General features: G+C 30.0%; 16 protein-coding genes. 6 read left to right on the top strand and 10 right to left on the bottom strand.

Annotated elements, in window-relative coordinates; all coding sequences use genetic code 11:
• From pseC to L2Z92_RS14340, 6 genes are read left to right on the top strand one after another with little or no spacing between them, the layout of a single operon-like run.
• Complete coding sequence (gene pseC, locus L2Z92_RS14365) at nucleotides 1-1,185, top strand: UDP-4-amino-4,6-dideoxy-N-acetyl-beta-L-altrosamine transaminase (protein ID WP_236454859.1); 1,185 nt, start codon at nucleotides 1-3, stop codon at nucleotides 1,183-1,185.
• 1 nt (nucleotide 1,186) lies between these two features.
• Entirely contained in the window at nucleotides 1,187-2,035 is an 849-nt protein-coding gene (locus L2Z92_RS14360) for an aldo/keto reductase (protein ID WP_236454851.1), read from the top strand.
• A complete protein-coding gene (locus L2Z92_RS14355; protein ID WP_236454848.1) occupies nucleotides 2,029-4,122 on the top strand; it encodes a glutamate-1-semialdehyde 2,1-aminomutase in 2,094 nt (697 codons plus the stop codon). The genes L2Z92_RS14360 and L2Z92_RS14355 overlap by 7 nt, the downstream gene beginning before the upstream one ends.
• A gap of 1 nt (nucleotide 4,123) precedes the next feature.
• Nucleotides 4,124-5,140: a GNAT family N-acetyltransferase gene (locus L2Z92_RS14350; RefSeq protein ID WP_236454846.1), complete on the top strand. Its 1,017-nt coding sequence runs from the start codon at nucleotides 4,124-4,126 to the stop codon at nucleotides 5,138-5,140.
• Nucleotides 5,137-6,174, top strand: coding sequence for a pseudaminic acid synthase (gene pseI / locus L2Z92_RS14345; protein ID WP_236454844.1), 1,038 nt, complete (start codon nucleotides 5,137-5,139; stop codon nucleotides 6,172-6,174). The genes L2Z92_RS14350 and pseI overlap by 4 nt, the downstream gene beginning before the upstream one ends.
• Before the next feature lie 2 nt (nucleotides 6,175-6,176).
• Nucleotides 6,177-7,652, top strand: coding sequence for a capsular polysaccharide export protein, LipB/KpsS family (locus tag L2Z92_RS14340; RefSeq protein WP_236454842.1), 1,476 nt, complete (start codon nucleotides 6,177-6,179; stop codon nucleotides 7,650-7,652).
• Between the two features lie 6 nt (nucleotides 7,653-7,658).
• Here L2Z92_RS14340 and L2Z92_RS14335 read toward each other — a convergent pair whose 3' ends face one another.
• From L2Z92_RS14335 to L2Z92_RS14290, 10 genes are all read right to left on the bottom strand, one after another.
• Nucleotides 7,659-8,228 (bottom strand): hypothetical protein, encoded by a 570-nt coding sequence (locus L2Z92_RS14335; protein WP_236454840.1) that lies wholly within the window; start codon nucleotides 8,226-8,228, stop codon nucleotides 7,659-7,661.
• A gap of 75 nt (nucleotides 8,229-8,303) precedes the next feature.
• Nucleotides 8,304-9,164, bottom strand: coding sequence for a KPN_02809 family neutral zinc metallopeptidase (gene ypfJ / locus L2Z92_RS14330; RefSeq protein ID WP_236454838.1), 861 nt, complete (start codon nucleotides 9,162-9,164; stop codon nucleotides 8,304-8,306).
• Between the two features lie 13 nt (nucleotides 9,165-9,177).
• Nucleotides 9,178-9,960, bottom strand: a complete 783-nt coding sequence (locus L2Z92_RS14325) for a hypothetical protein (protein WP_236454836.1) — start codon at nucleotides 9,958-9,960, stop codon at nucleotides 9,178-9,180.
• A 140-nt stretch (nucleotides 9,961-10,100) separates the two neighbouring features.
• Complete coding sequence (locus L2Z92_RS14320; protein WP_236454834.1) at nucleotides 10,101-11,333, bottom strand: peptidoglycan-binding domain-containing protein; 1,233 nt, start codon at nucleotides 11,331-11,333, stop codon at nucleotides 10,101-10,103.
• A gap of 15 nt (nucleotides 11,334-11,348) precedes the next feature.
• Entirely contained in the window at nucleotides 11,349-13,025 is a 1,677-nt protein-coding gene (locus L2Z92_RS14315; protein WP_236454832.1) for a S8 family serine peptidase, read from the bottom strand.
• A 3-nt stretch (nucleotides 13,026-13,028) separates the two neighbouring features.
• The gene (locus L2Z92_RS14310) at nucleotides 13,029-13,415 is read right to left on the bottom strand and encodes a hypothetical protein (RefSeq protein WP_236454830.1); all 387 of its coding nucleotides are present in this window, start codon (nucleotides 13,413-13,415) and stop codon (nucleotides 13,029-13,031) included.
• 1 nt (nucleotide 13,416) lies between these two features.
• A complete protein-coding gene (locus L2Z92_RS14305; RefSeq protein WP_236454828.1) occupies nucleotides 13,417-13,926 on the bottom strand; it encodes a hypothetical protein in 510 nt (169 codons plus the stop codon).
• A 68-nt stretch (nucleotides 13,927-13,994) separates the two neighbouring features.
• Nucleotides 13,995-14,705 (bottom strand): hypothetical protein, encoded by a 711-nt coding sequence (locus tag L2Z92_RS14300; RefSeq protein WP_236454826.1) that lies wholly within the window; start codon nucleotides 14,703-14,705, stop codon nucleotides 13,995-13,997.
• Nucleotides 14,706-14,735: 30 nt separating this feature from the next.
• Nucleotides 14,736-15,146: a hypothetical protein gene (locus L2Z92_RS14295; protein ID WP_236454824.1), complete on the bottom strand. Its 411-nt coding sequence runs from the start codon at nucleotides 15,144-15,146 to the stop codon at nucleotides 14,736-14,738.
• Nucleotides 15,147-15,166: 20 nt separating this feature from the next.
• Complete coding sequence (locus tag L2Z92_RS14290; RefSeq protein ID WP_236454822.1) at nucleotides 15,167-16,024, bottom strand: hypothetical protein; 858 nt, start codon at nucleotides 16,022-16,024, stop codon at nucleotides 15,167-15,169.
• Between the last annotated feature and the right edge of the window lie 257 nt (nucleotides 16,025-16,281).

The raw sequence follows: 16,281 nt of genomic DNA, 5'->3' as shown, positions 1-16,281 counted from the left end.
ATGATACCATACGGAAAACAAAATATCACAGAAGAAGACATCTTAGCAGTTACCAATGCTTTGAAATGTGATTTTCTTACCCAAGGACCAACTATATTAGAATTTGAACAAAAATTCTCAACTTATATTGGTTGTAAATATAGTGTAGCTGTCGCTAATGGAACTGCTGCTCTACATTTGTGTGCTTTAGCACTAGATGTAAATGAAAATTCAAAAGTAATTACAACACCCATTACATTTGCAGCTTCTGCAAATTGTATTAAATATTGTGGTGGTGAAGTTGTTTTTTCAGATATAGACAAAGAAACCTATCTAATTGATATTCCAAAAATTAAACAATTATTGGAAAGTCAACCAAAAGGTACGTTTTCAGGAATTGTTCCTGTCGATTTTGCAGGAAGAGCTGTAAACCTTGAAGAACTTAAAAAAATTGCTGATGAATATAATCTTTGGATCATTGAAGACTCTTGTCATTCTCCAGGAGGTTATTTTATAGATAGTAAAGGAGTACAACAAAATTGCGGAAATGGTAATTTTGCTGATTTAGCTATTTTTTCATTTCATCCTGTAAAGCATATTGCTACAGGAGAAGGTGGAATGATAACGACGAACGATGAAGAGTTATATAAAAAGTTATTAATGCTTCGTACGCATGGTATTACAAGGGATACTAATGTATTCGAGAATTCTTTAGAACTAGCTAATGGAACAGATAAGCACAATGGAAATTATCCAGGTTGGTACATGGAAATGCAAACTTTAGGATATAATTATCGTTTTACCGACTTTCAAGCGGCACTAGGAATTAGCCAATTAGAGAAGGCTAAAACTGGCATTGAGAAAAGAAGAGCTATTGCTAAAAGATACAATGAGGCTTTTCAAAATTCATCATTCATCAAAGGACAATCTGGTGTAATTGAAGGACACGCTTATCATCTTTATATTATTGAAGTTGAAAACAGATTAGGATTATACAATCATTTGCGTGAAAACAAAATTTTCGCACAAATTCATTATATCCCATGCCATTTGATGCCTTTTTATAAAGCACAAGGTAATAAAGAAGGAAATCAACCAATTGCGGAAAACTATTATAAAAATTGTATTAGTTTACCTATGTATCCTACTTTAACCGAAACAGAACAAGATTTTGTAATAGCAACCATTCTTAATTTTTATAAATAATTTGAAACTTGCCTTAGGAACCGTTCAGTTTGGCTTACAATATGGAATTTCTAATACCAAAGGAGTTCCTACGGATTTGGATGTATCACAAATTTTTGAAACTGCTGTAAAAAACAATATACTCACTTTCGATACTGCAATTGCTTATGGTAATGCAGAAGAACGAATTGCTGATTTTTTACCTAATGAAGCTCAAATTATTTCTAAATTCCCAAAATATAGTTCAAATTCAGAATTAAAAGAAAACATAGAACGTTCCATCATAAGATTAAAACAAGATCGTTTATATGGTTTTATGGCTCATAATGGTGATTTTTTAATTGAAAATCTGAAATTATGGGAAACTTTAGTTAATTTTAAAGAAAAGAATAAAGTACAGAAAATAGGTTATTCTTTATATACTCCAAAACAATTAGAGGCATTATTACAATTGGATTTAATTCCAGATATCATTCAAATTCCTTTTAGTCTATTAGATCAAAAGTTCACTCCATATTTTGAGGAGTTAAAGAATAAAAATATTGAAATACATTGTCGTTCTGTCTTTTTACAAGGTTTATATTTTTTAAATACAGAATCCTTACCAGAAAAATTAATACCTTTAAAAGCAGAATTAAATCAGCTAAAAGAAATTGCAAATCAGTATAAAATAAGCATAGCCGATTTAGCGCTAAACTTTGCCTGTTTGAATAAAAACATCGACAAAGTAGTTATAGGTGTTGAAAATGAAAAACAACTGACAGACAATATCAATGCTGTTAATAATTGGAATTTAGATAACTCCATTTTTGAAGCAATAAGTGCTATTAAGGTTACAAATAAAGAATTATTAAATCCTGCAAATTGGTAAAAATAGTTGGCATAACACAAGCAAGAATAGGTTCATCAAGATTACCTAAAAAAGTGTTACTTAAAATTAAAGATAAAACACTTTTAGAGTATCATTTAGAACGAATTAAACAATCGCAATTCGTTAATAACTGGATAGTTGCTACAACAAATGAAGCAGAATCGGATGCTATTTGTGATATTGCAACCAAAGTAAATTTGCAATTTTATAAAGGAAGTTTAGACGATGTATTAGATCGTTTTTATCAAGCTGTAAAAGATGAAAATGCAGATTATGTGGTAAGAGTAACTTCCGATTGTCCTTTGATTGATGCTACATTAATTGATGAAACGGTTCAATTTTGTATTTCTAATAAATTAGATTATTTTTCTAATGTCTTTGAAGATAAATACCCTGACGGATTAGATGTTGAAGTTTTTTCTTTTAAAAAGCTTGAAGAAGCTTGGGAAAATGCGATTTTAAAAGCAGATAGAGAACATGTTACACCTTATATCAGACGAAAAGTAGATTTATCTCAATATTCAAATGATTTAATCGATGAAAAGTATTCAAAAATAAGAATTACAGTTGATGAAGTTTTAGATTTTAATGTAATTGAGCACTTAATTGAAACTTTAGGAGCAAATCAATCTTGGGAAATATATGCGGATTATATTTTAAATAATCCAAAAATAAAAGAAATAAATGGTTCTATAATTAGAAATCAAGGTTATATGAAAAGTAAATTTGAAGAAATAAAACTACGCAACATTACTAATTTTGTTGCTTCAGACGAATATAGAAAAACGATTCATCAATTAATTCCTGGTGGATGTCATACCTATTCTAAAGGTGATGACCAATTCCCAATTCTTTCTCCAGCAGCTATCGTAAAAGGAAAAGGAGCTTACGTTTGGGATGTAGATGACAATCAATTTTTAGATTGTTCTATGGGATTAACAAGTGTAAGTTTAGGTCATGCGTATGATTCTGTTGTAGAAGCTGTAAAAAGCGAATTAAACAATGGTGTCAATTTTCAAAGACCTTCTCATTTAGAAAAAGAAATTGCAGAAAAATTCTTAGATTTAGTTCCAGGTCATGATATGATTAAGTTTTCCAAAAACGGATCTATCGTAACAACTGCTGCAGTTAAATTAGCAAGAGCACATACCGGTAGAAAATTGGTAGCCTTCCCTGGAGATCATCCTTTTTATAGCTATGATGATTGGTTTATTGGTAAAACGGCTTGTAATAAAGGAGTTCCAGATGAAATTTCCGAATTATCAGTAACTTTTAAAGGTTGTAGTATTCAATCATTAAAAGAGCTATTTGAAAAATATCCAGACCAAATTGCTTGTGTAATTTCTGAACCAGAAAAGAATCAATGTGCGAATTGTACTTGTGAGAATACTAATGAAGAGTACTTAAAACAAGCTATCGAACTGTGTCATGCTAATGGAGCTTTATTTATTGCAGATGAAATGGTAACAGGATTCAAAACTGAATTTCCTGGAACAATTACAAAATATGGAATTACACCAGATATGGCAACATGGGGAAAAGGAATTGCCAACGGATTTTCATTTTGTGCCTTAACAGGTAAAAAAGAAATCATGGAATTAGGTGGAATTACTCGTGAAGGTGAAGAAAAAGTATTTTTAATCTCAACTACTCATGGGGGAGAAACCCACGGACTTTCTGCTGCAATTGCTACAATTGATGTGTTTAAAAACAATAATGTAATCGAACACAATCACGCTTTAGGTAAAAAATTAATTGATTTATGTAGCCAATTAATTCAGGAAAATAATCTTAACGATTATATCAATATTATGCCTTCTGTGTGGATGCCTGTTTTCGTATTCAAAGATCAAAACAAGCAAGCATGTCAAGGATTTAGAACGTTATTTTTACAAGAAATGATTCGTCGTGGTATACTATTTCAAGGTGTTTTTGTTCCTTGTTTTTCTCATACCGAAGAAGATATTTATTATTTTGCAAAGGCATTTAGCGAAAGTATCAAAGTGTACCAACAAGCCCTAAAAGAAGGATACGAAGGTTTATTAAAAGGAAGTCCAGCAAAAGCTGTATTTAGAAAGTTGTTATAAAATGAGAAAATACAAATGTTTAACAAACAACCTTTTTCACGCGGATGGTTTTCATATCGAACCCATTCGTGATGAAGACAAATACGCTATTTTAGACATTCGTAACTCACAATTATTTCATTTAAGACAAACTGAACCTTTAACCAAAGAGAAACAAGAACAATATTTTTCTACTGTTATTTCTGCTTTATTTGAAGTTGAAAAACCAAGTCAATTATTGTTCTCATTTTTTGAAAACAATGAATTTATAGGTTATGGTGGTTTAGTACATATCAATTGGATTGATAAAAATGCAGAGATTTCATTTGTAATGAAAACTGAATTGGAAAAAGAACATTTTTCAAAATATTGGTCTAATTATCTTAATTTACTTGAAAAAATAGCGTTTGAAACTTTAAATTTTCATAAAATATTTACTTATGCATTTGATTTACGACCGCATTTATATGAAACTTTAGAAAGTTGCGGATTTAAAGAAGAAGCGCGATTAAAGGAGCATTGTTTTTTTAATGGAAAGCATTTAGATGTTGTTTATCATGCTAAAATGAACCGTAATGTTAGCTTAAGAAAAGCGAATACAGATGATTTAATGTTATATTTTGATTGGACAAACGATACTTCGGTTAGAGAAAATTCTTATCAATCAGAAGTTATTTCGTTAGAAAATCATAGCAAATGGTTTTTAGCTAAAATAAAAGACGATTCTTGTGCTATGTATGTATTTGAAAATCATTTGAAGCAACCAATTGGTCAAGTTCGTATTCAAAAACAAGACGATAAAATTGCTATAATCGGAATTTCAAACGATAAAGATCATAGAGGAAAAGGATATGCGAATGAAATGTTAGCAATCGCTTCAAAACAATTTATAGAAGAGAATCCAAATTATACCATTAGTGCTTATATTAAATTAGAAAATAAAGCTTCAGAAAAGTCTTTTAAAAAAGCAGGTTATCAATTAGATATTGTTTTGGAATATCAAAATCATACTAGTTATCATTATATATTTAAAAAATGAAAATAGCAAATTTCGAAATACATAAAAATTCTCCAGTATTCATTATTGCAGAATTGTCAGCCAATCATAACGGAAGTTTAGAAACCGCTTTAGAAACTGTAAAAGCAGCAAAAAGAGCTGGTGCCAACTGTATAAAATTGCAAACCTATACTGCCGAAACTATTACACTAGATTCTGACAAACCTGATTTTGTAATTAAAGGTACAATTTGGGATGGAAGAAAACTATACGATTTATACAAAGAAGCATATACGCCTTGGGAATGGCATGAACAAATTTACAAAGCGGCTGAAGCTGAAGGCTTAATTTGTTTTTCATCTCCTTTTGACAAAACAGCTGTCGATTATTTAGAAAACTTGAATACTCCTGCTTATAAAATTGCATCTTTCGAGATAACTGATATTCCTTTGATTGAATATGCAGCTTCTAAAATGAAGCCTATTATTATATCTACAGGAATAGCTGAATTGGCTGATATTGAGCTAGCTGTTGAAGCTTGTAAGCGCGTTGGCAATCATGATATTGCGTTATTAAAATGTACGTCAAGTTATCCAGCTCCTGTTGAAGAAGCAAATATGAGTATGATAAAAGATTTAGCAGAACGATTTAATGTCATTTCTGGTTTATCCGATCATACTATGGGCGCAACTGTTCCAATTGTGGCAACAGCTTTAGGTGGAAAAATTATTGAAAAACATTTTATTCTGGATAGAAGTATTGGTGGACCAGATGCTTCTTTTTCAATGAACGAAGAAGAATTCACAGCAATGGTTAAAGCTGTTCGTGAGGCTGAAAAAGCTGTAGGAAATGTTGATTATACTTTAACAGAAAAACAAGCTAAAGGAAAAGACTTTAGCCGTTCTTTATACATTGCAGAAAATATTACTGAAGGAGAAGTGTTTACAGAAAGTAATTTGCGTTCTGTTCGTCCTGGTTTTGGTTTACATCCTAAGCATTTCAATGGCATTTTAGGAAAAAAAGCCAATCAAAAATTAGAAAAAGGAACACCAATGTCTTTAGACTTTATACAATAAAAATGAATCCACTCGATACGATACACAATCAAACCATACTAATACAAAGTTCTTTCCACCCTACTCCACATTTAGAAACGGAAATGGAAATTGCAGAACGATTATTAGCACAAAACAATACCATCTATTGGTTAGTTTGTAAGAAAGATTTCAAAGTCTGTTTTAACAATCCTACACATGATAAATGGATTTGTAATGTTTGTATTTCTAGAGAAAAAAAGGGAATTCAAGAAGTTAAAAAAAACGCTAAAAATCCAGAAAATTTAATTATTATTGAATATTCAAATTATTTAAAGTTTGAAGAATATGTATCGAAACAAAATTTAAAACTTGATTTCAAATCTATTCAAGAATTAAAAAGTTACTCTTATAATGATTATGATTTAGGTATGGCAACAGCTTCTTCTTTAGTATCATTTACTAGAGATCATGAACCTAAATTAGATAATCATCAAAATTTTATTGCAGATGGTATTAAAACGGGAGCTTATTTGTTTGAAACTTTTAATACAATAACGAAAAGCATTAATCCAGATTTAGTAATCTTTTTTAATGGTCGTTTTGTTGAAAATCGTCCATTATTACGTACTTGTCAACAAAATAATATTAAATATGCTACTCATGAAAGAGGTGGTAAATTAAATACTTTCTTATTTAGAGAAAATTCAATTCCGCATTCAATTGAAACTGTAAGTAAGGAAATGGAATCTTTATGGAAAAACGCAGAAGATGATAAAAATGAGATCGGAAAACGCTTTTATACCAATAGAATAGAACGTGTTGAAGACGCTTGGTATTCATTCACAAAAGAGCAGCAAGAAGGTCGACTACCTGAAAGTTTTAAACATAATGAAGGTAAAAAAGTCATCACTATTTTTAATTCTTCATTAGATGAATATGAAGGTTTAGAAGGGTTTGGTCCTTATTTTTATGAAAACGATAATTTAGGAATTAAACAGATTGCCCAATCTCTTTCAGCTCATGAAAATATAAAACTATATCTTAGGATACATCCTAATTTAAAAGGTATTGATAATGCTCAGAATAAATTTATAAAAGAAGAATTAAAGACAATTGATAGTATAGAAATTATTGGAGCAGAAGATAGCGTAGATACTTATGCTTTAATCAACAAAAGTGATATTATAGTTGTATTTGGTTCTACGGTTGGTGCAGAAGCAGCGTTTGCTGGCAAAAATGTGATTCTATTAGGAAGAGCTGCATATGAGAAATTGAATTGTTTTTATATTCCAACATCTCATGAAGAAACTATAAATGCAATAACGAATTCTACTTTTGTATTTCCAAAAATTGATAGTGAAGAGACTTTAAAATATGGCTATTGGAATGAAAACTTTGGTATTAAATATCAAAAATATAAGCCAATCAACATATCTAAAGGAACATACAAAGGAAAAAAAATAAAAGCGAACCGTATTACTAGTGAGTTAAAAAGGTTTTTTAATAACAAGAAATAATCTTTTTTAATATTCTACTTTTTTTAAACTTATAAAAGAGTTTTGAATAGATAGTAGCCTTGTTTTATTTTTATTAAATAAATATTTATCTGTGAATACACTATCTGTTTTCTGAACTATATCTTTTCTTAATAGATATAGTGTGTCGTGTTTCATTTTGAAATCCCCAACAGCTACACATTTATAACATCCTTCTTCATAAATTGCTTCAAAAGTATTATTCTTATATAGCTTTAAATTTCCTATATCGTAGTTTTTATTCACATCCATGTCACCTTCCCAAATTATTCTTGTCCAAAATTTATCTTGTTTTAAATTTATCATGATGAAAAAGAAAAAACTAAAAAAAAGAAAAATTAAAACTAAAATATAATCGAATTTTCTGTTTTGTTTATTCACATGGAATATGTTTACAAAGAATAAAATAATGAATAATAACGTAAAAATCCCTCCAAAGAATAACATCATTAAGCCATCTAAAAGACCTGAACAATAGTCGCCAAAAGGGAAAAATATTTTAAGCCACAATAAACCAATTAGCGTTAATATTAAATATTTTAAACTATTCTTTTTCATATTTATATAATTTAAAAAAAAATACCCCAAAACAGTATTTCACTTTTTGGGGTATTTTATATAATTCTTTATATTTTATAATTCTTCTTTGAAAGTATCGTGTAAATTAATATCTCCAGAGTTGTAACCTTTCATAAACCATTTCATACGTTGTTTTGACGTTCCATGAGTAAAAGAATCGGGAACAACATGTCCTTGCATTTTACTTTGAATGGCATCATCTCCTACTGCATGTGCTGCACTTAATGCTTCTTCAATGTCTCCTTCTTCTAAATATTTTTTATTATAATGAGCCCAAAGACCTGCATAAAAATCGGCTTGTAATTCTAAACATACCGATAATTTATTCCCATCAACTTTGCTTAGGTTTTGCTGTTGTTGTCTTACTTTTTGAGAAGTTCCTAATAATGTTTGAACATGGTGACCTACTTCATGAGCAATTACATAGGCAATGGCAAAATCGCCTCCTTTTGCTCCAAAACGTGTGCGTAATTCTTCGAAAAATCGCAAATCCATGTATACTTTTTTATCAGCTGGACAGTAAAATGGTCCCGAAGCAGCAGTTGCACTACCACAAGCGGTTTGAACAGCATCTGTAAACAATACCATTTTTGGTTTTTCGTATGTACCGATTTGATTATCCCTAAAAATCTTTGTCCAAATGTCTTCTGTATCAGCAAAAACAGTTTTAGCAAAACCCCCTAACTCAATTTCTTCTGGAGTTAGTGCTCTTTGTTCTGTAGTTTGTTCTGTTGCTTGCCCTTGATTCATTTGTTCTAACATTGGAGCAACCATTTTTCCAGTATCACCTCCAAAAACTTGCAATAACAATACAATAATACCAATAATTCCACCACCAGCTACTACTTTCCCTTTTGAAGACATTCCTCTTCTGTCTTCTACATTATCACTTTGTCTTCTTCCTTGCCATTTCATAAATTATATCTTTTTAAAGTTTAAATTCAGATGTTCCAATTTCATCAATAATACTTTTTTCTTCAACACCAATTATGTTATCATATAAAGCAAAAGTCATTGCTGGCCAATATGGTATTGTAAAAAGAATCCCAATACATAATGCTATAAAACCCAATAGAGCTCCAATAAAAGCTATCACTAATGCTGCTAATATATGAAAAGGTTGTTTAACTACTAATTTAACACTTTTTTCAATAGCTTCACCAAAATTTTGATTTCCAAAAATAACTAAGGGTAAAAATAATATTGTAAACCAAGATAATATTATTTGAACAATAAATCCTAAAAACGACAAACCGACTAATTCAAATAAAGTTGATAAACCAACTGTTGCAAATGATATTATTATAGAACCAACAATTATATCTTTAGCATACTTTCCTTTATAATATTCAAAAATTGCACCGATTTCTAATGTTTGATTCTTTTTTGCTAAATAACATAACTTAAGAAAACCTGCGTTCAATGGTGCTATTAATGCTGTGTAAACAACTGTAAAACCTAACATTCCTACAATATAGGCTGAAGTAGTCTTCATAACTTCTAACTCAACTACAAAATTTGCCATGTCAGCAACACCAAAAACAACTATAAATAGAAAAAAATATAAAACAGCCATCACTATCCCTACAAGCAAATAGCCTAATCCAGAAATTAGAAACGTTTTTTTGAATATTTCAAAACTATCGTCTATCACTTTTCCTAAATCTAAACTATACCCTTTTTCTATTTTTTCATTAATCTTATAACTCATAATCAATTCTATATTTTTAACAAATATAATTGAAAAATACATGAAATTAAATTATTATGCGAATTCAGTTACTAAAATTAAATAAGTAAAAAATGAGAATGTCAATTAACAAAAGTATTAATTGACATTTCTAAATTATTCTAAAAATTAACGCGTGTAGCTAATCTTCTAGCCCCATCAGAATTTGGATGAATTTCGTCTCTCCAATAGCGAGAATCATTTAAAACACCTCTAAAGTTTATAATTTCTGTCTGAAAACGAAATCTTTCACTGAATTTACTTTTAATATATCGTAATAAGTAATAGAATTTATCTAATAATCGAATGATAATATACGCTTTCAAAATGTCATCTGTAATTCGATATTGATCAAAAACAGGTTGTACCCAAGGACCTAATGGTAGACTAACACCCGCTAGAGAAGGCTTGACTCCTAGTTTAAACATTGGATAATCGTAAGTGTGCATATAAAAACGTGTTCTCTCACTTGTGTGGGCGTTAACAATTGCTCCAAAAGACATATAGTTTTGGTACACACTTCCGAAAATTGAATTTAAGTTTGTTCTGTTAAATATTGCATTATCAAACACTGTTGTATTTAAATACCTTCTATACTGTATGCATTTTCTTTTTAGAGCATCTCCAGAAAGTGTTCTCAATTCTGCTAATTTAGATGCATTTGTAAAGAAATTGTCTTGAAAAGTTGTGTGCGTACTTTTAACAATTCTATCTAATTTAGGAAAAACGTCATTTCCACCACCACTGAAATAGATTCTATCAATTCTATAATTCGAAATATATTGTATAAAATTTGATCTATCTCTATACATATCTGAAGTAGTCTCTCCAAATTTAGCTAAATGAAGTGTATTTAAATTTAATCGTTGGTTCCTATCACTTATTGTATCATATAAATCTAAAACTCTTGGTACTGGATAATCTAACCAAGAATCTCCTTCAAAAATAACATTCAAAGTATTTGCATTATTTGCTTTTCGTCTGAAGAAAAAAGCATTAGTTGCAAATGGTTGATGTACCGATTCATCATCACTTTCTGTACTATTTTGTGGATTATGATTCAAATTCAGATGTTTAAATGTATCGTCATTTGGATAGATATTACCCGTAATCCTTAAACTGTTATTCGATTGAAAGTTTAAAATGGATACTATTGTAGGATCAGATTGAATGGCGTTAATATGACCATTTTCACTAAGAGAATATCCTTTGTTTATTAATAATCTTTGAATTATTGCAACGTCATTTGAGTTATTTACTGCATTGATTCCAACACTATTACTTATAGAAGTTGTTCTTTGTTTATTATATGACTTTTGATTTTCTTGTGTTGATTGTATACTATAATTTTCCATGTTTCATTTTGTTTATTAAATTATTTTCTTTGGATTTACATATCCATTTCCAGCTCTATATATCTCCAGTTGACTTTCTTTTACTTGAAAAGGATCACAAGAATGAAATAATTTCTTTCTAATTTGTAGAATGTTTAAATGAGGTTCTTTTTCTAAAATTTTCACAATAAGAGAAGCAACATAAGGAGCAGCCATACTACTGCCACTCTTAGATGTCAACTTATGACTCGCTTTTGAGTCTCTTGAAGATGCAGAACAAGAAGATTTTATTTTATAGCCAGGAGCAATCAGTTCTGGTTTCATTCTCCCATCTACTGTTGGTCCAGAACTACTAAAAGGTAGAATTGGTTTGTCTTTTTCTAATTGATTATAAGCACCAACTACAATACTGTATTTCGAGTTACAAATGGAATTTGTAGTGTGTGTTTGTTGCACAATATTGGGTAAAAAAATAGATTGCCCTTTATCGTCTCTTTCAATGTAGCAATGATACCTTCCGTCTTTTATTTTTTTTCCTACTAATTCAATCGTCCAAAATTTAGATTTTTGTTTCCCATTGATTAAAATATTGATGTGATTTTTACCTGTATTTGGTTCTTTTTCTCGATGCAAACATATTCCTACTTCATCATTATTACTTTTTATAATTTCATCTTCAAAAGGAATAGATTCTAGTAGCATTTCTCCTTTATCGTCTATAATATTCACAGTCATTACATCATTGCCACCGTACCAAATTTCTAATTCATTAGGTGTTTGGTCTCTTTTCTTAAACAACCATGGAATATTTATTTTTTCATTTTCTTTGATATCTCCAAAAGTGTGTGCTCTAGCCTGATGATAATTTCCAGTACTTTGAACAATTGCGGTTCCTTTTCTTTCAATAAGAATAGTATCTATTGCTTGTTCCACTAACGTTTTTCCTGTATGAGCATCTCCATGTCCTCCAAGGCTCATATTAATCACTACAGGTCTATTTCCAGCTTCATTCAATATAAAATCTAATCCTTCGACTAATTTCACAGAATCTCCCAACGATAAATTAGAACCATTAACTAAGTTTGATCCCATATCTACTGCAATAATTGGAGAGTTAGAAGCAAATCCTTTTTTTGCCACTTTTCCATTACTACAAGCAATTCCTAAAACATGTGTACCATGTGTTCCTGTACCAAACAAATCGGTTATTCCAGGATGGTATCCAAGTTTTTTAAATGGCAATTTATCTTTTAATGCCGCGTTTAGTTGATGTTTATTTATGTATTTTCCGTAACCATATTTATTAGGTTGAGTATATTGACCTGTTTGAACCCATATTTTTTCAATTCTAGATTTACCATTATCAATAAAATCTTCATGTGTAAAGTCAAAACCAAAATCTATCACTCCAAAAACAACATTAGAGGTAATACTATCTGATTCTGAATTATGGTTGTTATAATTATATTTTATTTGATTGTCATTAAAATAATCATCCGCTGGAACAACATTTGGTGCTTTTAAGCTTTTCACTTCTTTACTATTATAAACACTATCAAGATGCTTTCTTTTAATTCTACAACTAACTATATCATCAAATTGGGAAATGATTTTACAGTTTTGAGGAATAAATTGTTGATTTTCCAATCTCATTAATAATGACAACTCTTCCTCTGGGTTTCCGTAAAGTATTATTTTGAGTCTTGGATCCATGATTTATTCTTTTAATTTATACTTAATAGTGTTCAGATTACCAATAATTATAGGTATCAAGACAAATTCTCTATGCATAAAAAAACGGGTTGATTTTCTTGTAAGTTCAGCATAAAAATCACTTTCAAAAAAAGCTTCTATAGTTTCAACTTCATCAATCTCCTCTTTTGTTAAAAGCTCTTCCTTATTTTTATGTGTAAGTATGTATTTGATATCTTCTTTAATCTCAAGGATATTTATGTATTTTAAAAAAAAATGATCAAAGAATTTAATTCGTTCTCTTTTTGCATTAGCTGTTAATTTTAGTTCAGGATAAACTTCATTCAGCTTTTTTAAGATTTTTTCATTTTGCTTTTTTATATCTTCAATGTTTATATCTACTGTTTGCATATTATTTTCTTTTAGTTTTTGGTTTTACAATAGGTACAGTTGTTTCTAAAGGAGCGTGTAGCTTAGTTACTCTCAATGAAATTTCCTTTATTTCACTTTCATTAGAAGTGATTTTATCGGTTAAATGCACCAGTTTACTTTTTATTTCTTCTAAGCTATTATTTACCATAGTAACCTGTTTTGCATTTTGCTCTATTGTTTCTCTTAGTTTTTCAAATTTTTCATTTAGTTCTTTAATTTTAACTGTGTTTTGCGTAGAGTTATTTGCGTTTGAATCTGTATTTGAATTTCCAGAACCATCCGAAATATCTATAACTTCTACCACTTCAATGTTCTTTGCCTGAAGGCTTTTTGCTTGATTTTCAATAATCAAATAATCAACCATAGTATTTTGAGAAATTGCTCCCATTAATAGCGCAGTTGTTTGAACTTTTTGTTTATCTGTTACATTGTAGTATTTCGATCTACTTTCTGCAATTAGATAGTTCATAATCATATTCATTGGATTCATAGTTTCTATTTTTTATGATTAAATAAAAAAAGGGTAATAAAAAGATTATCACCCTTTTTATACATTTCTTATTTCTGATTTTGCATCATCATCATCATCATTAAAGGTAGCATTGTGTTATTATCACTGCTATTATCTTTGTTTTGACTCATCATTAAAACTAATGGTAGCATCATGTTATTGTCTGATTTACCAGTTGAAGAATCTCCCATTGTTGTCATCATTGGTAACATTAACGACATCGTTTGATCTACTTCAATTGCTTTTTTACCATTCACTTCTTGAATTTTTTCCGAAATTATTTGTCCTTCTTTGTCCTTAATTTGAATAATTTCTAAATTCTCTGTTTTCAATTTTGGCTGATTCAATAATGACCCCATCATATTCATCATTTGCATATTACGAAGTACCTTGGTCTGGTTATCATTTTTTCTAGCATCTAATTTTGCTAATTCTGTGTGTTTTCCATCTAAAGCTGAAAGTGCTTTATTTGTTGAAATTGAAGTTTTTTTCAACTCATTAACATCACTCGAAATAGTGTCTAATGCTTTTTTTAAATCGCTCTTTGTTGCAAAATCACGAGCACTTCCGCTTAATGATTTACCAAAATTAGATTGTTGATTTACTCGTGGTCTAACAGTTGGTCTAATTCTACCAAACCTTCTTCCGCCTCTTCTTTTTGCTTCATCGAAATCTTCATCAAAACTTTCTAATAAATCCTCGCTTAATAGATCTTCATTTAACAAATCTTCGTCTAAATAATTTTCAAATTCGTACATAATTTTAATTTTTAATTGTTATTATTGTTTTTAATTTTTGTTGAAATAATGTTTATTATATTTTTGTATAGCAGGATTTATATATTTATTGAACAAAATAAAATCGGGAATAGCGACACCTGGTTTTCCTGTTCCAAAACATTCAGAACACTCAGAATTTTCCCCAAAACACTCTAGACAAGCTCCTATAGCTTTTGCCAAATCATCATTTTGATTTAGTTCTAATTCTAATTGTACTTTTAAGCCTTCAACTATTGTGAAAAGTTTCCGATTTATCTTTTTGAGTTTATTTATTTGATTTTGAAGTTCTGGATCTACTTTTTTAGTTTCAACGATTGCATCAACTTCAATTTCTTTATTCTCCATCATTGGCTGCATTAAATCTAAATACTTTGCTATTTCAGGGTTTTGTTCTCTCAATAATTTCATATACGCTTCCATAACTATACTTTTTTAAAAGATTAAAGTGATGCTATTGCACTTTCAATTCTATCGATTCTATTAGGAGAATATGAACCAATAAACTGTCCATAATCATCTATATGATAATCTTCAGTTGGAATTAATCCATCATTGTAATATTCATATAAAATATTCTCAGTCAAATAGTTAATCGACTCTACAAGTTCGGCAAATGAATGACTTTCTATAGGTGCATTTGGACTAGCTGTTCCTAAATTTTGTTGTGCCTGACCAGCTTGAAATTGTGGATTATTGATTATACCTCCTAATTGATTATATAATCCTTGCACTCGTCCGATATCTCTTGCTGTCCTTGGGTTCAATCGCACAGGATTATTTTGTGCATATTGTTGCACAGCGGGAAGAACTGCTCTACCTGCATTTGCAAGATAGTTTGTAGTGTTTCTCCATGTTTGCCCTAATTGATTTGGTCGCTGTGTTTGTGGACGTCTAGGATGCGAATAACGTCTTGGTTGTCTTCTTGGTGTTCTATTTGGAATGTTAACGTTAGACAAAGCTGTACTTGCAGAACCCGCTAAATTTCCAACTAAACCTCCAACTACTCCTCCAATTTGAGGTGATCCAAAATAGGTTCCAACAGCAGTTCCTGCGATTGGAGCAATTGCAGAAACACCGCGTAAAACACCAGAACCTACGTTTTTAGCTACGTTTCCAAGACTTGACCAAAAACCTTCTGCTTCACTTTCAGACATTAAATCAACTCTAGAAAGTAATTCATCCTCTAGTTCATTCTCACTTAAATCCGAATATTCAGGTCCTAAAACATATCTAACTGCTTCAAAATAATCTTGTTCACTGAAAGATTCTCCATCAAAAACTTCTTGATATAAACTCATAATATATTGTCTTAATAAATTTTTCTTACTCTTTTAAGGTTTTTCAGATACACCTATCAAATTTTTGAGCTCATTTTGATTTGGTAAAATTGACAAAACATAAAAAACTACAAAAGAGTACTTTACCCCTTTTTATTCAAGGCATTTCGAGGTTTATTTTAGGATATAAAAAAGGGAGTAAATCGTATTTCTACTTACAAAAAGTTGGAAACACTTAAAAAAAAAGGGTATTTTTCCCCTTGTATAGCGTTTTTCTT

The sequence above is a fragment of the Flavobacterium jumunjinense genome (assembly GCF_021650975.2).
Taxonomy (GTDB): domain Bacteria; phylum Bacteroidota; class Bacteroidia; order Flavobacteriales; family Flavobacteriaceae; genus Flavobacterium; species Flavobacterium jumunjinense.
This window is presented reverse-complemented; position numbering and strand designations above follow the sequence as displayed.